Source organism: Streptomyces sp. NBC_00435 (assembly GCF_036014235.1).
Lineage (GTDB): Bacteria > Actinomycetota > Actinomycetes > Streptomycetales > Streptomycetaceae > Streptomyces.
Genome location: NZ_CP107924.1, coordinates 4,806,876 through 4,825,150, shown reverse-complemented (window position 1 = coordinate 4,825,150; position 18,275 = coordinate 4,806,876). Strand labels below are relative to the sequence as shown.

Below are 18,275 nucleotides of genomic sequence, written 5' to 3'. Positions count from 1 at the left end.
CGAGAGTGTGTAGCGATCTGACGCGCCCACCAACCGCGTGGGGCCTGTCATCGTCCTTACGCTCATGCTGGCCGTGCGAAGGTGCGGGAAGGGTGGCCGACCGCCCGCTCCTGGATGCTCTGATCGTCCCGGGCGTCTATTCCGTCCGGCTGGGCGGTGCCGATGGGTGACGGGTCCGGATGACCGGCCCGAGAGGGCGCGTACGTCTCTGACGTGCCCGCTCCTCCCCATCCGTCCCTCCAGGCCATCCCCCGGGGGGATCCCGGAAGTCTTGTGTTTTTCCGTGGTGGGCCGGTCCGTCAAGGGTGGCCGAAGGCCATCGCGCAGCGACGCGACCGCAGGGAGCGCCCTTGACGGACCGGCCCACCACGGAAGGACGCTCGACTGCCGGGACGCCCCCGGCCCCCTCAACGCCCCCGACCAACCCGCAGCTCCCGCACCACCCCCGATCCCGCCCACCCCCGACCGACCGTCAACACCCCCACCCCACCCCACACCCCCCACCTACCCGTAAAGCCCCTCGATCTCCTCCGCGTACCGCTCCGCCACCGCCCGCCGCCGGAGTTTCAGGGTCGGGGTGAGGGTGCCCGCTTCGACCGTGAACTCCTCGGCCAGGATGCGGAAGGCGCGGACGCGGGCCGGGCGGGAGACCGTGGCGTTGGCTGCCGAGACCGCCTCCTCCACGAGGGCCCGTACCGCCGGGTGGTCGCCGGGGTGTGCGGGGTCGAGGTCGATCGACTCGCGCGCCGCCCAGGCCGTGATCTCCTCCGCGTCCAGGGTGATCAGGGCCACCGGGTGGGGGCGGCGGTCGCCGATCATGACCGCGCGGGAGACCCAGCGGGAGCGCTGGACGGCGAACTCCAGCTCGGTGGGGGTGATGTTCTTGCCCGCCGAGGTGATGATCAGCTCCTTCTTACGGCCCGTGATGGAGAGGTAGCCGTCGGCGTCGAGCTCGCCCAGGTCGCCCGTGTGCAGCCAGCCTCCGGCGTCCAGGGCCTCCGCCGTCGCGGTGTCGTTGCCGTGGTACCCCGGGAAGACCATCGGGCCCCGGGCCAGGACCTCGCCGTCCCGCGCGATGCGGACCTCGCACCCCGCGATCGGCCGGCCCACCGAGCCGTACCGGACCCCGTCCGGGTGGTTCAGGCTGATGACCCCGCCCGACTCGGTCATCCCGTAGCCCTCGAACACCGCGATCCCGCAGGCCCGTAGGAAGTCGAGCGTCGCCGGGGCGATCGGTGCCCCGCCCGTCAGCGCCCACTTCAGGCGCCCTCCGAAGGCGCCTCTGACCAGGGAGTACAGGGACTTCTCCGCCGCCTCGTACGCCTCGCGGGACTCCTCCGGCAGACGGCCCTCCGCGGCCAGCAGGCCCAGGCGGACCGCCTCGCCGAAGCGGGCGGCGCCGCCCTCCTGGGACTCCGCGAGGGAGAGGACCACGGAGTGCAGCTTCTCGAACAGGCGCGGTACGGAGGGCAGGTGCGTGGGCCGGGCCTCGGCCAGCTCGCCGATGACGTCCTCGATCCGGCCGCCGAAGTAGCGGAGCTCCCCGCCCTCCAGGAGGGTGGTGAACTGGATCAGCTGGGCCAGGAGGTGGGCGAGGGGCAGGTAGAGGTACGTGGAGTCGCCCGGGCCGCCCTTGATCAGCGGGAGCGTCGCGTCCTGGATCGCCCCCAGGTTGCCGTGCGTGAGGCGGCAGCCCTTGGGGAGGCCGGTGGTTCCCGAGGTGTAGACGATGGAGGCGTCGGAGGCGGGCTCCACGGCGGCTGCCCGGGCCAGGAGTTCGGCCTCCGCAGCGGCCCCGGGAAGGGACCGCAGCTCGTCCATCACCACCACCGCGCGCAGCGCCGGCAGGTCCCCCCTGCCCCGCAGCGCCTCCACCCGGGCGGCCTGCGCCGCGTCGTCGCAGACGGCCACCACCGCCGCGGAGTCCGACAGCACCCAGGCCAGCTCCTCCTCCCCCGCCGTCGGGTACACCGGCACGAGGACGGCGCCCGCCGCCAGGACCCCGAAGTGGGTGTACGTCCACTCCGGGCGGGTCTCCGCGAGCACCGCGACCCGCTCTCCGGCGGCGACCCCCAGCCCGAGCAGGGCGCGCCCGGACTCCCTTGCGCGGGCGCGCAGTTCCCCGTAGGAGACGGAGACGGTGGACCAGCTGCCGGGGGCCGCGGGGGTGCCCGGTGCCGCCGGCGGCACCGGCGGCGCCTTGTGCCGGAGCGCGGTCTCGGCCGCGTACCGCTCGCCCGTCCACTCCGTGAAGACCGCCAGCGTGCGCGGTCGCCGCTCGGCTCCGTCCGTCACGTCGCTCGCCGCACCACTGGTCGCGTCGGTCATCGGGCTCGCCTCCCCCTCGGGTCGTACCGAAGACGCTAGGCACCGGGGAGGCTTCCGCGGCATGACCGGAAGCGTCACCCCCGCTGACCCCAGCGCTCATTGCGGCTACCGTCAGATCCATGGGGAGGCGGACGGTCACCGTGCACCACGTGCGTGCCGTGCTCGCGGGGGCGCGCGGCAGGGGTGTCGACATCGTGCCGCTGCTCCAGGAGGCGCAGATTCCGCCGCTGCTGCTGGGCGACGACCGGGCGCGGGTCACGCCCGCGCAGTTCGCGCGGCTGTTCCGGGCGCTGTACCGGGTCACGCAGGACGAGTTCCTCGGCCTGTCCACCGCCCCCAGCCGCCCCGGGACCTTCGCGATGATGTGCTACGCCGCTCTGGGCTGCCGGGACCTCGGCGCGGCGGTGGACCGGTCCGCCACCTTCTACGGGCTGTTCCCCGGCGGGCCGGACCTGGCGCTCGAAGTCGAGGGCGGGCAGGCGAGGTTCACCGTGCGCAACGACTTCGCGCGGGACGAGGAACGCTTCCTCACCGAGTGCGTGCTCGCCATCTGGCACCGGCTGAGCAGCTGGCTGATCGGGCGGCGGATCCCGCTCGCGTACGCCTCCTTCGCGTATCCGGCGCCGCCGCACGAGGAGGAGTACGAGATCATCTTCGGCTGCCCGGTCCGCTTCGGGGAGGCCCGCACGGGCACGGCCGTCGCCTTCGACGCGCACTGGCTGACCGCGCCGCTGGTGCGCGACGAGGCCGCGCTCGACGCGATGCTCCGCCGGGCCCCCTTCGACCTGCTGTCCCGTCCGGCGTACGGGACCACGGTCGCGGAGCAGGTCCGCCGGAGCCTGACGCAGGCGCTGCGGAGCTCGCCGCGGCTGCCCGAGCTCGGGGAGGTGGCGGGGCGGCTCGCCGTGTCGCCCGCGACGCTGCGGCGGCGGTTGCAGCAGGAGGGCACGTCCTTCCAGCAGCTGAAGGACCACGTGCGGCGGGACGCGGCGATCGCGGGGCTGGCGGAGAGCCGCGAACCGATCGCGGAGCTGGCGGCCCGGCTCGGTTTCTCGGAGGACACGGCCTTCCACCGGGCCTTCCGCCGCTGGACGGGTACGACGCCGGGGGCGTACCGCATCGCGTCGGGGGGTTAGGGCCGGGGCCTGCCGTCGAGGGGCCGGCGGCGGCGCCGCACCGATCCGGCAACCGGGTGAATGAGGTCCCGGGTCAGCAAAGCTGAGCTGCGCGGTCAGCGACCTTCCTACCGGTCGGTCACTACGGTCTCCTCACCTACCCCCACCGGACCCATTGGGAGAGCCGCCCCATGCGCATCCGAAGCTCAGCCCTGAAGTCAGCCCGAGCGTCAGCCCTCGCCGCCGTGGCCGCCCTGGCACTGTCGGCCGTCGCACCCGCCACCGCCGCCCACGCGGCCGAGGAGGCCGGCCGGGCCCCCCGCCCCGGCGACATCGTCAGCAGCGAGCCGTCCGCGTTCCATCCGCTGCCCCTCCAGCCCACCAACACCAGGGCCTGGAAGATCCACTACAACTCGACGACCGCCGAGGGCGCCCCGAACGTCGTCTCGGGCACCGTCATCGTCCCGCAGGACGGCCGCACCGGCCCGCGCCCCCTCGTCACCTACGCCGTCGGCACCATCGGCATGGGCGACTCCTGCGCACCGAGCAACAACCTCCCTTACGGCACCGCCCTGGAGGCCAACCTCATCCAGCAGCTCACCCTGCGCGGCTGGGCCGTCGTGGTCACCGACTACGAGGGCCTCGGCACCCCGGGGGTCCACACGTACACCGTCGGCCCCTCCGCCGGCCACGCGGTACTCGACGCCGCCCGCGCCGCGACCCGCCTGCCCGGGACCGGGCTGTCCGCCAGCACCCCGGTCGGCATCATGGGCTACTCCCAGGGCGGCCAGGCCAGCAGCTGGGCGGCCGAGCTGCAGGGCTCGTACGCACCGGAGCTGAAGGTCAAGGGCACGGCGACGGGCGGTGTCCCGGCCGACCTGATGAAGGTGGCCGACTTCAACGACGGCTCCTACGGCTCCGGCCTCATCTTCATGGCCGCCGCCGGCCAGGACGCGGCCTTCCCGGAACTCGACCTCGCCTCCTACCTCAACCCGGCGGGCAAGGCCCTGGTGGCCGGCATGAAGGAGAACTGCGTCGCCATCGACTCCATCGCCGGCTCCTTCAAGCGGATCTCCGACCTGACCACCCGCAACCCGCTCGCGCAGCCGGACTGGCAGGCCCGGCTGAACCAGAGCAGGCTCGGGGGCACCGCGCCGGCCGCGCCCGTGTACCAGTACCACGCGCTCGGCGACGAGCTCATCCCGTACGCCGTGGGGCGCCGGCTGCGCTCCGACTGGTGCGCGCGGGGCGCGAACGTCGAGTTCGACACCGTCTGGGTCGGCGAGCACGTCAGCGGCGTGATCACCCACTCCCTGGAGGCCGGGAACTGGCTCGCGGACCGCTTCGCGGACCGCTCCATCCACCCCAACTGCTGATCCCTCGCGCCAACCTCGGTCGGACCGCCGGCTGCTGCGTCGGCTGCTACTTGCCGGCCAGACCGAGGTTGGCGCCGCTGCGGAGGTCCGGGAAGCCCTGGGCGAGGACGGATGCCGGTGCCAGGCACGCCTGCCGATCGGCGGCGTCCGCCGGGTTCTTCGCGCAGCCCAGCTCCTGATACCTGGCGGCGGCCTGCTGGATCTTCTGCGCCGCCGCACTCAGCGTGGCGAACCCTTCGTGGCCGCCGATCTGGGTCAGGGCGAACGCCGCGTCGTCGTTCGTCGTCCGCACCGCGGCGTCGCAGTCCTGCGTGAACATCTTGGCCGAGCCCGTCGAGCACGGCGATGTGCCACCGGAGCCGAACCGGGCTTCGTGCACGGAGAGCCGTGCCTCCACGGCGGACTTGACCTTCTCGGCCGTGGCCGCCTTCTCGGACACCGGGTCCGCGAACGGGGACGGGTCCGCGGACGCACCCGCCGAGGGAGCAGCGTCCCCCACCACGGCGCCGCCACCACCACCGTCACCGCCGTCGGGGCCGTCACCGCCGCCGCAGGCCGAGAGCAGTGCGGCCATTGCCGTGACACCGCAGGTCATCAACCACAGCTGTTTCCGGTTCACGCGTTCTTCTCCCCCACCAGCGAACTTCGGGCGCGCCACCCTAACCCCGCGCCGGTCGCGCCTCCCCGGCGGGGCAGGACCGGGTCCCGGCGGGCAGCCGGCCGTCGATCAGGAACTGGTTCACGTACTCCTGCACGCAGGGCGAGGACGTGTACCCGGTGTGCCCGTCGCCCTTGTAGTCCAGGACCACGGCGTTCCCGAGCCGCTCGGCCGTCTCCTCCGTCCATTCGTACGGGGTGGCCGGGTCCCCGCGCGTTCCGACGAGCAGGATGCGCGGGATCCCGGCCGGGTGGTCGATCTTCCGGATGAAATCCGTGCCGGCGGGTCGCCCGTAGCAGGACAGCACCGTCATCAGCTGGCGCGGCCCGAAGACGGGCGAGGCGGCGAGGAAGATCGGCTGGAGCGCCTCCATCTCCCGCGCGACGGCGGCCGGGGATGCCTTGTCGTCGCCGCGGTCCGGGTCGTCGGCGCAGTTCACGGCGACGAGGGCGGCCGAGGCGTTGTCGGCGGGCACGGGGGTGCCGCCCTCCGCCTCCGGCGGGGGCGGCTCGGTCGGCCCGCCGAGCTGCATCAGCCCCACCGGGTTCCCGTGCTCGACGAGGGCCAGCGCGTCCGCGAGACGGGGCCACGCCTCCTTCGAGTACAGGGCGACCCCGATGGCCTCGGCCACGTCCTGTCCGGTGAAGCGCAGACCGCCCTCGCCGTGCAGCGGCTCGGCGTCGAGCCGCGCGACGAGGGCCCGCACCTTGTCCTTGGCCGTACGGGTGTTCGTTCCGTAGACGCACCCCTGCTGGCGGGAGCACCAGACCAGGAAGTTGTCCAGCGCCCGCTGCTGTCCGGCCGCCGAGACAAGGGCCTGCTCGGTGAGCGGCTCGGAGAGGGTGTCGACCCCGTCGAGGGCCATCCGGCCGGTGCTGCGCGGGAACAGCGCCGCGTGGACCACGCCGAGGCGGGTCCCGTAGGAGAAGCCGAGGTAGTCGAGCTTCTCCTCCCCGAGGGCCTGCCGCACCAGGTCCAGGTCCCGGGCCACGCTGACGGTGCCGACGTACGGGAGCACGGGCCCGGAGTCGCGCGCGCAGCGCTTGGCGACGGCCCGGAGGGCGGCGAGCTCGGCGGCGGGCCCGTCGGCGGCGCCGGATGTGCCCGTGGCCGCCTCCTCCGCCTGCTGCGAGTCCCCGCCGCAGCTGATGGGATCGCTGTGCCCGACCCCCCGGGGATCGAAGGTGACGAGGTCGTACCGCTTGTTCAGCTCCGCGAAGGCCTTGGGGTCGGCGGCAAGAGTGGGTATCCCGGCCGCCCCGGGCCCCCCGAAGTTCAGCACCAGCGACCCGAGCCGCCGTCCGGGCCCGGTGGCGGGAAGCCTGGCGAGGGCGAGCCGGACGGTCCCGCCGCCCATCCCCCCTCTGGCGTAGTCGAGCGGCACACCAAGACTCCCGCACTGCATCCCGGCGGGCACCGGCTTCTCGGCACACTCCCCCCACCGCATCCGGGGCCCGCCGCCGGGGGCGGGGACGCCGGTTCGGGTGCCGGGCCCGGACCCCGCCGCGGCGGCCAGCACCCCGGCCCCGAGCACGACCCCCACGAGCCCGCCGGCTATCCGAGCCCGGGCACGCCGCCCGCGCCCGCGCCCTCGAACACGGGCCGGGCATGGGGACGGAGACGGAGACGGATATGGGGACGGAGACGGGCGGGAACGGTGCACTGCACCCTCCTCAGAGACCCCCCAAATCCGGTCAGCCCACCCTAAACCGCCCCCACCCACCCTGCCCACGAACCCTCACCCGTTCGGCCCTCGCCGCACCGCCTGGGAGGGGGAGCGCAGTGGGCCCACGCCGGAAGACCGACAGCCTCCGGCACGGGGCCGGCGCCAGCTGGACCACCACCGGCCTGGCCACTTCCCTGGGAATCACCGGCTGGTCGAACCCCACGGGCAATGCCCAATGGATGACGGCCCGCCTCCCCGGATACCCCCGGGGCGGCGGGCCGCAGCCGTCATGCCTGTCGGTACAGGCCCTCGATCTCGCGCCCGTGGTCCCGGGCCACGGTGGCGCGTCTCAGTTTCAGGGACGGGGTCAAGTGGCCGCGCTCCTCCGTGAAGTCGGACCGCAGGACCGCGAAGCGGCGGATCGATTCCGCTCGGGACACCAGGCGGTTCGCGTCGTCCACCGCGCGCTGGATGTCCGCCAGGAGTTCCTCGTCGCGGACCAGGTCCCCGATCGGCATCCCGGTCTTCTTGTGCATCTGCCGCCAGTGCTGCAGCCCCTCCGGCTCCAGGGTGATCAGCGCGGTGACGTAGGGCCGGTTGTCGCCGACCACCATGCACTGGCCGACCAGCGGGTGGGCCCGTAGCCAGTCCTCCAGCGGGGCGGGGGCCACGTTCTTGCCGCCGCTGGTGATGATCATGTCCTTCTTGCGGCCGGTGATGGTGAGGTAGCCGTCCTCGTCCAGTTCGCCGATGTCCCCCGTGGCCAGCCACTGCCCGGCCGTGCCCACCGGCGGGCCGTTCCAGTACCCCGCGAACACGTGCGGCCCGCACAGCAGGACCTCCCCGTCGTCCGCGATCCGTACCGCCGTCCCGGGCAGCGGCCAGCCCACGGTCCCCAGCCGGGGCCGCAGCGGCGGGGTGATGGTGGAGGCCGCGGTCGTCTCGGTGAGCCCGTAGCCCTCGAAGACCTCGATGCCCGCGCCCGTGTAGAAGGCGGCGAGGCGGCGCCCGAGGGGTGAGCCGCCGCTCAGGACGTACCGGACGCGCCCGCCCAGCGCCGCCCGGATCCGGCGGTAGACGAGCGGGTCGTACACGGCCCGCCCGAGGCGCAGGCCGAGTCCGGGCCGTTTGCCCTCGGCCAGTTCGCCGAGGCCGCGCGCGATGCGGGCGGCCCGGTCGAAGGAGGAGGCGCGGCCCATCCTCTCGGCGGTGGCCCGCGCGGTGTTGTAGACCTTCTCCAGGACGTACGGGATCGCCAGCAGGAACGTCGGCCGAAAGCCTGCCAGGTCCGCGAGGAGGTCCTCGCCGCGGATGCTCGGCGCGTGCCCGACCTTCACCCGGGCCCGCATGCACCCGACGGCCACCATCCGCCCGAAGACGTGGGAAAGGGGAAGGAAGAGCAGCGTGGAGGCGGGATCCTTGCTGACCGATTTGAAGACCGGGTGCAGCAGCTCCACCGAATTGTCCACCTCGGCGAAGAAGTTGGCGTGCGTCAGCACGCACCCCTTGGGCCGGCCGGTCGTCCCGGAGGTGTAGATCAGCGTCGCCACCGACTCCGGCGCGCACCCCGCCCGCCGGTCGCGCACGACCTCGTCGGGCACCTGCTCGCCCGCCTTGACCAGCCGCGCCACGGCTCCCGTGTCGAACTCCCAGAGGTGGCGCAGCCAGGGCAGGTTGGCCCGCTCCGTACTGATGATCCGCGCCTGCGCGGTGTCCTCCACCGCGCAGGCGACGGCCCCGGAGTCCTGGATGATCCAGCGTGCCTGGATCGCGGAGGAGGTCGGGTAGATCGGTACGGTGACCAGCCCGGCCGCCCAGCCCGCGAAGTCCAGCAGCGTCCACTCGTACGTGGTCCGCGCCATGATGGCCATGCGGTCGCCCGGCCGCAGCCCCTCGGCGATCAGCCCCTTGGCGACGGCGAGCACCTCGGCGGCGAACTCGGCCGCCGTGACGTCCCGCCAGCTCCCGTCCCGCTCCTTGCGGGCGAGTACGGCCTCGCCCGGGGCCTCCCGGGCATTGTCGAAGGGGATGTCCCCGAGGGAGCCGCTCACCTGGACCGGGACCAGCGCGGGCACCCACACTTCACGGACCCGTCCGTCGATCACGGTCTTGACGGGTTCGCCGGGATCGGCGGGCTTGATGACTCTGACCAGGCTCGATTCGGCTGCCACGGGGTACGCTCCTCGGTCGAACGGGAGTTACCGCCGGTAATCTACTTATGAGTAACCGATTCTGGCCACCCCCGGGAGCGCCTCTTCACGGATGCTCCACGCGGCCTCCCCGGAACTCAGGCGACGACCCGCTCCCCGGCCGACGGAGGCGGGCAGGTACGGCAGCGGCCGGGGGCCGGGGCGCGGAAGGCCCGGTCGCAGCCGTCGCAGTTCTGGAGCGGGTTCGGGCGCCGCCCCACCGGCCCGGCGGCCGCGACCCGAACCGGGGGCAGGGGCGGCGGGAGCAGGGCCGCGAGTCTGTACGCGAGCACGGAGGCCGCGTTGCGCAGGGGCTCAGGCAGGGCGGCGGACAGCGCCCGCACGATGAACTCGGGTTCCACCCCCCGCGCCAACCAGGCCGACACACCGGGCGCGAGCCGCGCGACGTCCCGCTCGGACAGCAGCAGCCGGGGGTCGTGGCGCCGCAACCCGGCCAGCAGCGCGGCAGCCTCCGGCGCGGGGGCCTCCGGCCCTGCTGCGGCGACGGGGACTGGGGCCGACTCCGGCCCGGGGGCGGGTTCCACGACCGCCTCCAGCTCGGGCGAGGGCGCCACGACCGGCTCGGGCTCCCGCTCCCCCATGACATCCCCCATGACATCCCCCATGGCATCCCGCACGGGATCCGCTACGGGCTCCCCGCCAGGCGGCGGAGGCGGGGACGGCCGGGACGGAGGCGGCCCGCCCAGGGCCGCCCCGGGCTTGTTGTACGAGTACGTCCGCGTCACCACGCGCCCGTCCCCCAGCCGCTCGCGGCGCCGTTCCAGGTAGCCGTGCCGTTCCAGCTCCCGCAGGGCTGACCCGAGCCGGATCTCCCCTTCCGGGAACCGCTCGGCGAGCGCCTTCACGCCGACGGGCGCACCGTCGGGCAGCGACTGGATGTGCGCCGCGACCCCGATCGCCGTCGCCGACAGCTCGCGGTGCTGGAGGAGGTGGTTGCCGATCACCGTGTAGTGACTCGTGTGCCACGTGTTGACGTGGATGACACCGGATCGGGGGGTCCCGGGCCGAACTCGGGACGATGCGTGCAAGGGCGCGCTAGGCTGCTCAAGAGCCATGGGGAAGGTGCAACTTCCTACTTTGGTCAGGCCCTCGACCGGGATTGCAGTCCCGCCGGGGGCCGTCTCATGTCTGGTGTTGTTGTCGGGGCGAGCATATGCCCGCCAACCAGTGTGAAATCCAGCCGAGTTGGAATAGTTCACCCGACCGAGCGACGAGGCCCGCGAGCGGGCCGGACGCGGGTCGGTTGGGTTGGGTCGGTTGGTTTTTTCCCCCGGTTCTTTGGGTCTTTACGCGTCCGGCGCCACCGGATCGCGGAGACCCGCGACCCGGGTGTCGAGGCGGACCTCCGCCCACACCACCTTCAGCGGAACCGGCCCCTCCCTCACCCCCCAACGCTCCGCGAGCGCCTCGACCACCACGAGCCCGCGCCCCGCGTCGCAGATCTCCGGGATCCGGTCACCGCGCGCGTCCGCCACCTCGATGAGCAGCCTGCCGGGGGTGACGGTGAGAGCCAGCCGGAAGTCCCGCCCCGCGACCCGCCCGTGCGTCACGGCATTCGCACCGAGCTCGGCGACGATCTGCGCGGGGCCCTCCAAAGGGAGCCCCCAGGAACGGAGTTGTTCGACGGCGAGCATGCGACCGAGCCGGGCGCCGCGCGGGGTGGCGGACAGTTGGACGTGGAAGTCGACGAGTTGAGTCATCACGTCACTCAGCGTGGCCGTCCGTGCGTACCGTGAGAAGCGGCAACCCCCTTGCGTCCGGCCTTTGTCCGGTGGTTGTCCGGCGCTGTCCCGGCTGTCCTGACCAGGCCTCGGGTACAGAGCGTTGAGGAATTTCGGTGCGTCGGAGGTGGGCACGCATGAGCGTGGACAGTGACGGTACGGAAGACGCCGGCTGGGACGTCGATCCCGAGGACGAACAGGGCGTGGCCGTCCTGGCCGCGCTGGGCCGCCAGCTCAAGGCCTGGCGCGAGGAGGCGGGCATCCGCGCCACGGACCTCGGCACGGAGATCGGCTACGGCGAGGACCTCGTCCGCAAGGTCGAAGCGGGCAAACGCATCCCGCGCCCGGAGTACCTGGACAGGGCGGACGAGGCGCTGCGGGCGGGCGGGAAGATCGCCGCGATGAAGGAGGACATGGAGCAGGTCCGCTACCCGAAGAAGGTCCGGGACCTGGCGAAGCTGGAGGGTCGGGCGGTGGAGATCGGCGTCTACAGCACGCACACCGTCCACGGGCTGCTCCAGACTCCGGACCACGCTCGGGCGCTCTTCGAGATGCGGCAGCCCTCCTACGCGCAGGACGAGGTGGAGAGGTACACCGCCGCACGCGTGGCCCGCCAGTCCGTCTTCAGCCGGACGCCTTCCCCCTCGATCAGCTTCGTCCACGAGGCGTCGGCACTGTGCCGCCCCATCGGAGGCACAATGGTGTGGCGCCATCAGCTCCAACACCTCTTGGAGGTAGGCCAGTTGCGCCATGTGACACTCCAGGTCATGCCGACTGGCCGAGAGGCGCACGCCGGCATGGACGGCGGCATCGAGATCCTGAAGTTCGGGGACGGCACCGCCGTGGGGCGCTCCGAAGGAGCGTTCAACGGGCGCCCCGTATCCGACCCGAAGCAGCTCCGAGTCCTTGAGCTGCGCTATGGCATCATCCGGGCTGAGGCTCTCACGCCACGGGAGTCGCGGGACTTCATCAAGGAACTGCTGGGAGAGACATGATCGACAATCCCGAGCTCGACTGGTTCAAGAGCAGCTACAGCAGCGGCAGCGAAGGCGACTCCTGCGTCGAGGTGGCCACGACCCCCGCCACGGTCCACGTCCGCGACTCCAAAGACCTCCACCAGCCCCACCTCGCCTTCGCGCCCCGCGCCTGGGCCGGATTCATCGCGCACGCCGCCACCGGCTGAGCGAACCGAAGGGGGACCTTCCGCGGCTTCGTTCCTGGACTCCGCGCATGAACATGGTCAAGGGCAAGAAGCGCTACCGCGTCGAGGCCGCCCGCTGCCCCCGCTGCGGGCACCTCGAACTGTTCGCCACCCTTCCTCGGCCTCCTCTTCGAGGGCGTCTTCCCTGGCCCCGATCCGGGTGCACAGCGCTTCGGGCAGCAGCCCGGCGAAGGGGTACGTGACCACCTGCTCCTCCGTGGGGCCGGGGTCCGGGTTCCGGGCCCACGCGGCGGTCAGGAGCTCCCGCTCCCGGTGGATGTCCGCGGGGCGCCGGCCGCGGCCGTGGGGGTGCGGATCGGTGCACACCGGCGGGCATGCCGCAGCCCGGACGGGGGCGGGGGCTGCGGGGCGCGGGTGGCCGGGGGTCAGGCCGTGACGAGGACCTTCTCGGCGGCGGCCTCGGGGGCCGCCTCGGCCGGAGCCTGGGCCGGCTCGTCCAGCAGGGAGGAGGAGGCGGTCGCGTAGGCGACCTTGTCCAGGATTCCCTCGCGGGCCGCGACGATGACCGGGACCAGCGCCTGGCCGGCCACGTTGGTGGCGGTGCGCATCATGTCCAGGATCGGGTCGATCGCCATCAGCAGGCCGACGCCCTCCAGCGGCAGGCCCAGCGTGGACAGGGTCAGGGTCAGCATGACCGTGGCGCCCGTCAGGCCGGCCGTGGCGGCCGAGCCGACGACGGAGACGAAGGCGATGAGCAGGTAGTCGGTGATGCCGAGCTGCACGTCGAAGATCTGCGCGATGAAGATCGCGGCGAGCGCGGGGTAGATCGCGGCGCAGCCGTCCATCTTGGTCGTCGCACCGAACGGGACGGCGAAGGAGGCGTACTCCTTCGGGACGCCGAGGCGCTCGGTGACCTTCTGGGTGACCGGCATGGTGCCGACCGAGGAGCGGGAGACGAAGGCCAGCTGGATGGCCGGCCAGGCGCCCTTGAAGAACTGGAGCGGGTTGACCTTGGCGACGGTCCAGAGCAGCAGCGGGTAGACGCCGAACATCACGAGCGCGGAGCCGACGTACACGTCGGCCGTGAAGGTCGCGTACTTGCCGAGGAGGTCCCAGCCGTACGTGGCGATCGCGGTGCCGATGAGGCCGACGGTGCCGAGCGGGGCGAGGCGGATGACCCACCACAGGGCCTTCTGGAGCAGCTCCAGCACGGACTCGGCGAGGTTCAGCACGGGCTGCGCCTTGCTGCCGAGCTGGAGGGCGGCGATACCGGCGACGGCGGCGAGGAAGACGATCTGCAGGACGTTCAGCTCGGTGAACGGCGTGATGATGTCCTTCGGCACGATGCCGGTCAGGAAGTCCAGCCAGGACCCGTGGCGCTTCGGCAGCTTGCCGTCCTGCGGGGTGAGGCCGGTGCCGGAGCCCGGGTTGGTGAGCAGGCCGATGCCGAGGCCGATGGCCACCGCGATCAGCGACGTGATCATGAACCAGAGCAGCGTGCGCGAGGCGAGCCGCGCGGCGTTGTTCACCTTCCGCAGGTTGGTGATGGACACCAGGATGGCGAAGAAGACGAGCGGGGCGACGGCCAGCTTCAGCAGCTGGACGAAGATGTCGCCTATCTGCTCCAGCGTGGTGCCGAGCCAGCTGATCTCCTGGCTGCGGGAGACCCAGCCGAGCAGGACACCGAGCACGAGGCCGGTGACTATCTGGGCCCAGAAGGGGAACTTGAACGAGGACTTCTTGGCGGGCGCTTCGGCCGGGGCCTGGGCGGCAGGGGTCTGCGGTGACGCGGACACGGACACTCTCCGGGTGAATCTGCGGTTTCTGCGGTGGGGTGGTGGTGCGGTGCGGCAGCACCCGGAATGACGAAGAGCCGGGCGGGCGGGACCGCTGCTGTGCCGGGGCTGGTCGCGGGACTCAGCGACAACAGCAACAGGCCGCGGACACGCGGCGGCAGAGGTCGACGTGCAGGCGCGCCATGAGCGGAACGCTCGTGGTCATCCGGGTGACCCGGTGCGTGGCTGTCGTCAACATGTTGAACACGCTAACACTTCTTCTTTGGGAATCTAAAAGGGTCCCTTTGAGATCTTCCCGGCTGCGGACCCCGAGAACACCGAAAGCCCCGGCACGGCGGGCAGCGGGCCCGGCGCCGAGGCATTTCGGTGTGTGATGAACCTAACTGGCGTGCGAGGCGTCGTCCGCCACGTCCTCCTGGCTGCGGTTCGCGGCGAGCTTCCCCTTCGCACCCGCGACGCGTCCGGAGATGGCCACGGACATCTCGTCGCGCTGCTTGCGCAGCAGGACGAAGGAGAGCGGTGCGGAGATCACGAGGGCGAGCAGCACGATCCAGACGAAGTTGGCGTCGCCCAGGCTTCCGGGCACCCAGCCCAGCCGGACCAGGCCCGCGACCAGGACGAGGCACCCGACGAAGATCCCCAGACGCATCGCGGTGTAGCGGATCGTCGCGCTCGGCTTGAGGGACACGGTGACCCCTGCTCTCTCTTCGTCTTCGCCGCCTGTACGTCCTGTACGCCGGCTCGTGCCCGTCCAGTGAAGCACGCCGGGACCCGGCCCCGGCCCGCCGGGGTCGCGCCCGCACCGGCCCCGGCCCGCCGCGTCGCGGCCGACGGGCCCGGCGCACAAAAAAGCCCCGGATCCCCTGAGAGGGAACCGGGGCCTCGTCGGCCGACGTCAGAGCCGCATCGCCTGCGGCGTCTCGCGCAGTCCCGCGTCCGGGCCGGGGTACTCGCGGATGATCTCGTAGCGCGTGTTGCGCTCGACCGGCCGGAAGCCCGCCTCGCGGATCAGCTCCAGCAGGTCCTCGCGGCCCAGCTTGTTCGGGGTGCCGTAGTTGTCCGCGTCATGCGTGATCTTGTACTCGACGACCGAGCCGTCCATGTCGTCCGCGCCGTGCTGCAGCGCCAGCTGGGCGGTCTGCACGCCGTGCATCACCCAGAAGACCTTGACGTGCGGCACGTTGTCGAAGAGGAGCCGGGAGACCGCGAAGGTCTTCAGCGCCTCCGCGCCCGTCGCCATCGTCGTACGTGCCTGGAGCTTGTTGCGTACCTTGCCGTCCTTCATGTCCACGAAGTCGTGCTGGTAGCGCAGCGGGATGAAGACCTGGAAGCCGCCGGTCTCGTCCTGCAGTTCGCGCAGCCGCAGCACGTGGTCCACGCGGTGGCGCGGCTCCTCGATGTGCCCGTAGAGCATCGTGCTCGGGGTCTTGAGGCCCTTCGCGTGCGCGAGGCGGTGGATGCGCGACCAGTCCTCCCAGTGGGTGCGGTGGTCGACGATGTGCTGGCGGACCTCCCAGTCGAAGATCTCCGCGCCGCCGCCGGTGAGGGACTCCAGACCGGCCTCGATCAGCTCGTCCAGGATGTCGGAGGCCGACATGCCGGAGATCGTCTCGAAGTGGTGGATCTCGGTCGCCGTGAACGCCTTCAGCGAGACGTTCGGCAGCGCCTCCTTCAGCGCGGAGAGCGAGCGCGGGTAGTACCGCCACGGGAGGCTGGGGTGCAGTCCGTTGACGATGTGCAGCTCGGTGAGGTTCTCGTTCTCCATGGTCTTGGCCAGGCGAACGGCTTCCTCGATGCGCATCGTGTACGCGTCCTTCTCGCCCGGCTTGCGCTGGAACGAGCAGTAGGCGCACGAAGCGGTGCACACGTTCGTCATGTTGAGGTGCCGGTTGACGTTGAAGTGGACGACGTCGCCGTTCTTGCGCGTACGCACCTCGTGGGCGAGGCCGCCGAGCCAGGCCAGGTCGTCCGACTCGTAGAGGGCGATGCCGTCCTCCCGGGTCAGCCGCTCGCCGGAACGAACCTTCTCCTCCAGCTCACGCTTGAGCCCAGCGTCCATGCCGCCCTCTCCTCTGTCCTCAGTCCTCGTCACTGCCCGCGACCGCCCCAACCGTACTCTCAGGCCTCCTCGGGCAGTCCCCCGACCCGGTTCTCCCACTTGGTGGAGAGCACGATCGTGGTGCGGGTCCGCGAGACGCCCTTGGTGCCGGAGAGCTTTCGGATGATCTTCTCCAGCCCGTCCACGTCGTTGGCGCGCACCTTCAGCATGAAGGAGTCGTCACCGGCGATGAACCAGCAGTCCTCGATCTCCGAGAGGTCGCGCAGCCGGCGGGCCACGTCCTCGTGGTCCGCGGCGTCGGAGAGGGAGATGCCGATCAGCGCCGTGACGCCGAGACCGAGCGAGGCCGCGTCGACGGTCGCGCGGTAGCCGGTGATGACTCCGGCCGTCTCCAGCCGGTTGATCCGGTCGGTGACGCTGGGGCCGGAGAGGCCCACGAGCCGGCCCAGCTCCGCGTACGAGGCACGTCCGTTCTCACGAAGTGCCTGGATGAGCTGCCTATCCACCGCGTCCATATACCTGGAGCCTTCCATTATTCGGCGTTCCCTCGAGTTTACGTATAGAATCAAAGGCACACAGGGTCGACACCCTGTGAATCTTTCAACAGATCAAAGGCGATCTGACGATCTTCAGGAGTGGTTCACCGTGTACACGATCGAGATGGCCTACGCGCACATGCGACAGCTCCAGGAGCTGGCCAACCGATCCCGCACCGACCAGCCCGCCGCCGCACACCGCGTCGACAAGACCCGCAAGCCGGGGCGTGCCAAGAAGCGCTAAGCGCCACCGCTCGCCCCCTGGGCCCTCCCGGGAACGGGGGGCCGGGAGCCTCCCAGCTCCCCTTCCCACCGGCGGTACAGCCCGTGCGGCACGCTTGCCGCGTCGAGCACCCGCCCCGCGACGAAGTCCACCAGGTCCTGGATGTGCGTCGCGCCCGCGTAGAACGCCGGAGAGGCGGGCAGCACCACTGCGCCCGCCTCGTCCAGCGTCACCAGATGCTTCAGCGTCTGCCCGCTCAACGGGGTCTCCCGTACCGCCACCACCAGCCGGCGCCGCTCCTTGAGCGTCACGCTCGCGACCCGCTGGAGCAGGTCCTTCGACAGCCCGAGCGCCACACCGGCCACGCAGGCCGTGGACGCGGGCACGATCAGCATTCCCTTGACGGGGTACGAGCCGCTGCTCGGTCCGGCCGCCAGGTCTCCGGCGCCCCAGTACCGGACCCCGTCCAGTTCCGGCCGCGCGAAAGTCGCGGGCTTGCCGTCGGCCCCGTGCTCCAGCCACTCCCCCAGGTCGTCCCGCCAGTGCGCGTCGCGGAAGGCGATCCCGGTCTCGTCCAGCAGGGTCAGCCGGGACGCCCTGCTCACCACCAGGTCCACGCTCTCGCCCGCCGCCAGCAGCCCGCGGATCACCGCGGCCGCGTACGGCGTCCCGGACGCCCCGGAAACCCCGACCACCCACGGGGTGCGCTTGCCCTCAGTCATACCTCCGAGACTATCCGGCCACCGCTGATGGGCACTGGCTAAGGTGGCCGCACGTTCAAGGGGTGGACACGTAAGCGCAGGGGGCGGGGTCGTCATGAGCGGGATCAGCGTCTGGAGCCGGACCGGCCGGGTCAAACAGTCCGCGCAGCTGATGCTCGGCTGGGTCGCCCTGCTCTGGGTGATCGAGGCCGTCGACTACGCCACGGGCCACGCGCTCGACGCCTACGGGATCACCGCCCGGGAGGCCGACGGCCTCGGCGGGATCCCCCTGGCGCCGTTCCTGCACTTCGGCTTCGACCACGTGGCGTCCAACAGCGTCCCACTGCTGGTCCTCGGATTCGTCACCGCACTGAGCGGGATCCGCCGCTTCCTGACCGTCTGCGCGGCCATCGTCGTCGCCGACGGGTTCGCCGTCTGGCTGATCTCCCCGGCCCACAGCATCACGGCCGGCGCCTCGGGCCTGATCTTCGGCCTCTTCGGGTACCTGCTGATACGCGGCTTCGTGGAACGCAGCCCGCTCGGCGTCGCGGTCGCCGTCGTCATGGCCGCCGTCTGGGGCACGACCTTCCTGGCCGGAGCCCTCCCGACGGACTCCGTGGTCAGCTGGCAGGCCCACCTCTTCGGCCTCCTGGCCGGCGCGGCGGTGGCCGTGCTGGCCCGGCCGCGACCGGAGGCGGCGGCGGTCTAGGAGGCGGTGCCGGGA

17 protein-coding genes are annotated in these 18,275 nt (G+C 71.9%); 6 read left to right on the top strand and 11 right to left on the bottom strand.

Annotation, left to right across the window (positions count from 1 at the left end; all coding sequences use genetic code 11):
- Positions 1–504: 504 nt before the first annotated feature.
- On the bottom strand, positions 505–2,328 hold the full coding sequence (locus OG389_RS22200; protein ID WP_328300215.1) for an AMP-dependent synthetase/ligase: 1,824 nt from the start codon (positions 2,326–2,328) through the stop codon (positions 505–507).
- A 119-nt stretch (positions 2,329–2,447) separates the two neighbouring features.
- Between OG389_RS22200 and OG389_RS22195 the strand changes: the two genes are divergently transcribed.
- Together OG389_RS22195 and OG389_RS22190 are read left to right on the top strand one after the other, a co-directional pair.
- The gene (locus tag OG389_RS22195) at positions 2,448–3,464 is read left to right on the top strand and encodes an AraC family transcriptional regulator (RefSeq protein WP_328300214.1); all 1,017 of its coding nucleotides are present in this window, start codon (positions 2,448–2,450) and stop codon (positions 3,462–3,464) included.
- 170 nt (positions 3,465–3,634) lie between these two features.
- On the top strand, positions 3,635–4,819 hold the full coding sequence (locus OG389_RS22190) for a lipase family protein (RefSeq protein ID WP_328300213.1): 1,185 nt from the start codon (positions 3,635–3,637) through the stop codon (positions 4,817–4,819).
- 46 nt (positions 4,820–4,865) lie between these two features.
- On the opposite strand, the gene OG389_RS22185 is transcribed toward OG389_RS22190, so the two are convergent.
- From OG389_RS22185 to OG389_RS22165, 5 genes are all read right to left on the bottom strand, one after another.
- On the bottom strand, positions 4,866–5,438 hold the full coding sequence (locus OG389_RS22185; RefSeq protein ID WP_328300212.1) for a hypothetical protein: 573 nt from the start codon (positions 5,436–5,438) through the stop codon (positions 4,866–4,868).
- Positions 5,439–5,478: 40 nt separating this feature from the next.
- Positions 5,479–6,861: an alpha/beta hydrolase gene (locus OG389_RS22180; RefSeq protein WP_328300211.1), complete on the bottom strand. Its 1,383-nt coding sequence runs from the start codon at positions 6,859–6,861 to the stop codon at positions 5,479–5,481.
- Between the two features lie 569 nt (positions 6,862–7,430).
- Positions 7,431–9,296 (bottom strand): AMP-dependent synthetase/ligase, encoded by a 1,866-nt coding sequence (locus tag OG389_RS22175; RefSeq protein ID WP_328303985.1) that lies wholly within the window; start codon positions 9,294–9,296, stop codon positions 7,431–7,433.
- A gap of 134 nt (positions 9,297–9,430) precedes the next feature.
- On the bottom strand, positions 9,431–10,297 hold the full coding sequence (locus OG389_RS22170; RefSeq protein WP_328300210.1) for a helix-turn-helix domain-containing protein: 867 nt from the start codon (positions 10,295–10,297) through the stop codon (positions 9,431–9,433).
- Between the two features lie 342 nt (positions 10,298–10,639).
- Positions 10,640–11,053 carry an ATP-binding protein gene (locus OG389_RS22165; protein WP_328303983.1) on the bottom strand — a complete coding sequence of 138 codons (414 nt, stop codon included), beginning with the start codon at positions 11,051–11,053 and terminating at the stop codon, positions 10,640–10,642.
- Positions 11,054–11,211: 158 nt separating this feature from the next.
- Here OG389_RS22165 and OG389_RS22160 point away from each other — a divergent pair, with 158 nt between their 5' ends.
- Positions 11,212–12,069: a helix-turn-helix domain-containing protein gene (locus OG389_RS22160; RefSeq protein ID WP_328300209.1), complete on the top strand. Its 858-nt coding sequence runs from the start codon at positions 11,212–11,214 to the stop codon at positions 12,067–12,069.
- Positions 12,066–12,257, top strand: coding sequence for a DUF397 domain-containing protein (locus OG389_RS22155; RefSeq protein ID WP_328300208.1), 192 nt, complete (start codon positions 12,066–12,068; stop codon positions 12,255–12,257). Before OG389_RS22160 ends, OG389_RS22155 begins: the two co-directional genes overlap by 4 nt.
- A 404-nt stretch (positions 12,258–12,661) precedes the next feature.
- On the opposite strand, the gene OG389_RS22150 is transcribed toward OG389_RS22155, so the two are convergent.
- The 4 genes from OG389_RS22150 to OG389_RS22135 all read right to left on the bottom strand — a co-directional run bounded on the left by OG389_RS22150 (position 12,662) and on the right by OG389_RS22135 (position 16,606).
- Complete coding sequence (locus tag OG389_RS22150) at positions 12,662–14,038, bottom strand: dicarboxylate/amino acid:cation symporter (protein ID WP_443059320.1); 1,377 nt, start codon at positions 14,036–14,038, stop codon at positions 12,662–12,664.
- Positions 14,039–14,411: 373 nt separating this feature from the next.
- Positions 14,412–14,720 carry a DUF4229 domain-containing protein gene (locus OG389_RS22145; RefSeq protein WP_328300206.1) on the bottom strand — a complete coding sequence of 103 codons (309 nt, stop codon included), beginning with the start codon at positions 14,718–14,720 and terminating at the stop codon, positions 14,412–14,414.
- Between the two features lie 207 nt (positions 14,721–14,927).
- The gene (gene mqnE / locus OG389_RS22140) at positions 14,928–16,091 is read right to left on the bottom strand and encodes an aminofutalosine synthase MqnE (RefSeq protein ID WP_328300205.1); all 1,164 of its coding nucleotides are present in this window, start codon (positions 16,089–16,091) and stop codon (positions 14,928–14,930) included.
- Between the two features lie 59 nt (positions 16,092–16,150).
- Positions 16,151–16,606, bottom strand: a complete 456-nt coding sequence (locus OG389_RS22135) for an Lrp/AsnC family transcriptional regulator (protein ID WP_328300204.1) — start codon at positions 16,604–16,606, stop codon at positions 16,151–16,153.
- Between the two features lie 130 nt (positions 16,607–16,736).
- Here OG389_RS22135 and OG389_RS22130 point away from each other — a divergent pair, with 130 nt between their 5' ends.
- On the top strand, positions 16,737–16,871 hold the full coding sequence (locus tag OG389_RS22130; protein WP_275431884.1) for a hypothetical protein: 135 nt from the start codon (positions 16,737–16,739) through the stop codon (positions 16,869–16,871).
- Here the strand turns inward: OG389_RS22130 and OG389_RS22125 are convergent.
- Positions 16,868–17,572, bottom strand: a complete 705-nt coding sequence (locus OG389_RS22125) for a UbiX family flavin prenyltransferase (RefSeq protein ID WP_328300203.1) — start codon at positions 17,570–17,572, stop codon at positions 16,868–16,870. The genes OG389_RS22130 and OG389_RS22125 overlap by 4 nt on opposite strands.
- Before the next feature lie 94 nt (positions 17,573–17,666).
- On the opposite strand from OG389_RS22125, the gene OG389_RS22120 reads away from it, so the two are divergent.
- Positions 17,667–18,260, top strand: a complete 594-nt coding sequence (locus OG389_RS22120; protein WP_328300202.1) for a rhomboid family intramembrane serine protease — start codon at positions 17,667–17,669, stop codon at positions 18,258–18,260.
- Positions 18,261–18,275 lie beyond the last annotated feature (15 nt).

What these genes read in the sequence shown, in the direction of transcription:
- OG389_RS22190 (WP_328300213.1), top strand. Translation starts at nt 3,635, where the DNA reads ATGCGCATCCGAAGCTCAGCCCTGAAGTCAGCCCGAGCGTCAGCCCTC.
- OG389_RS22200 (WP_328300215.1), bottom strand. Translation starts at nt 2,328, where the DNA reads ATGACCGACGCGACCAGTGGTGCGGCGAGCGACGTGACGGACGGAGCC.
- OG389_RS22160 (WP_328300209.1), top strand. Translation starts at nt 11,212, where the DNA reads ATGAGCGTGGACAGTGACGGTACGGAAGACGCCGGCTGGGACGTCGAT.
- OG389_RS22195 (WP_328300214.1), top strand. Translation starts at nt 2,448, where the DNA reads ATGGGGAGGCGGACGGTCACCGTGCACCACGTGCGTGCCGTGCTCGCG.
- OG389_RS22165 (WP_328303983.1), bottom strand. Translation starts at nt 11,053, where the DNA reads ATGACTCAACTCGTCGACTTCCACGTCCAACTGTCCGCCACCCCGCGC.
- OG389_RS22120 (WP_328300202.1), top strand. Translation starts at nt 17,667, where the DNA reads ATGAGCGGGATCAGCGTCTGGAGCCGGACCGGCCGGGTCAAACAGTCC.
- OG389_RS22135 (WP_328300204.1), bottom strand. Translation starts at nt 16,606, where the DNA reads ATGGACGCGGTGGATAGGCAGCTCATCCAGGCACTTCGTGAGAACGGA.
- mqnE (WP_328300205.1), bottom strand. Translation starts at nt 16,091, where the DNA reads ATGGACGCTGGGCTCAAGCGTGAGCTGGAGGAGAAGGTTCGTTCCGGC.
- OG389_RS22125 (WP_328300203.1), bottom strand. Translation starts at nt 17,572, where the DNA reads ATGACTGAGGGCAAGCGCACCCCGTGGGTGGTCGGGGTTTCCGGGGCG.
- OG389_RS22155 (WP_328300208.1), top strand. Translation starts at nt 12,066, where the DNA reads ATGATCGACAATCCCGAGCTCGACTGGTTCAAGAGCAGCTACAGCAGC.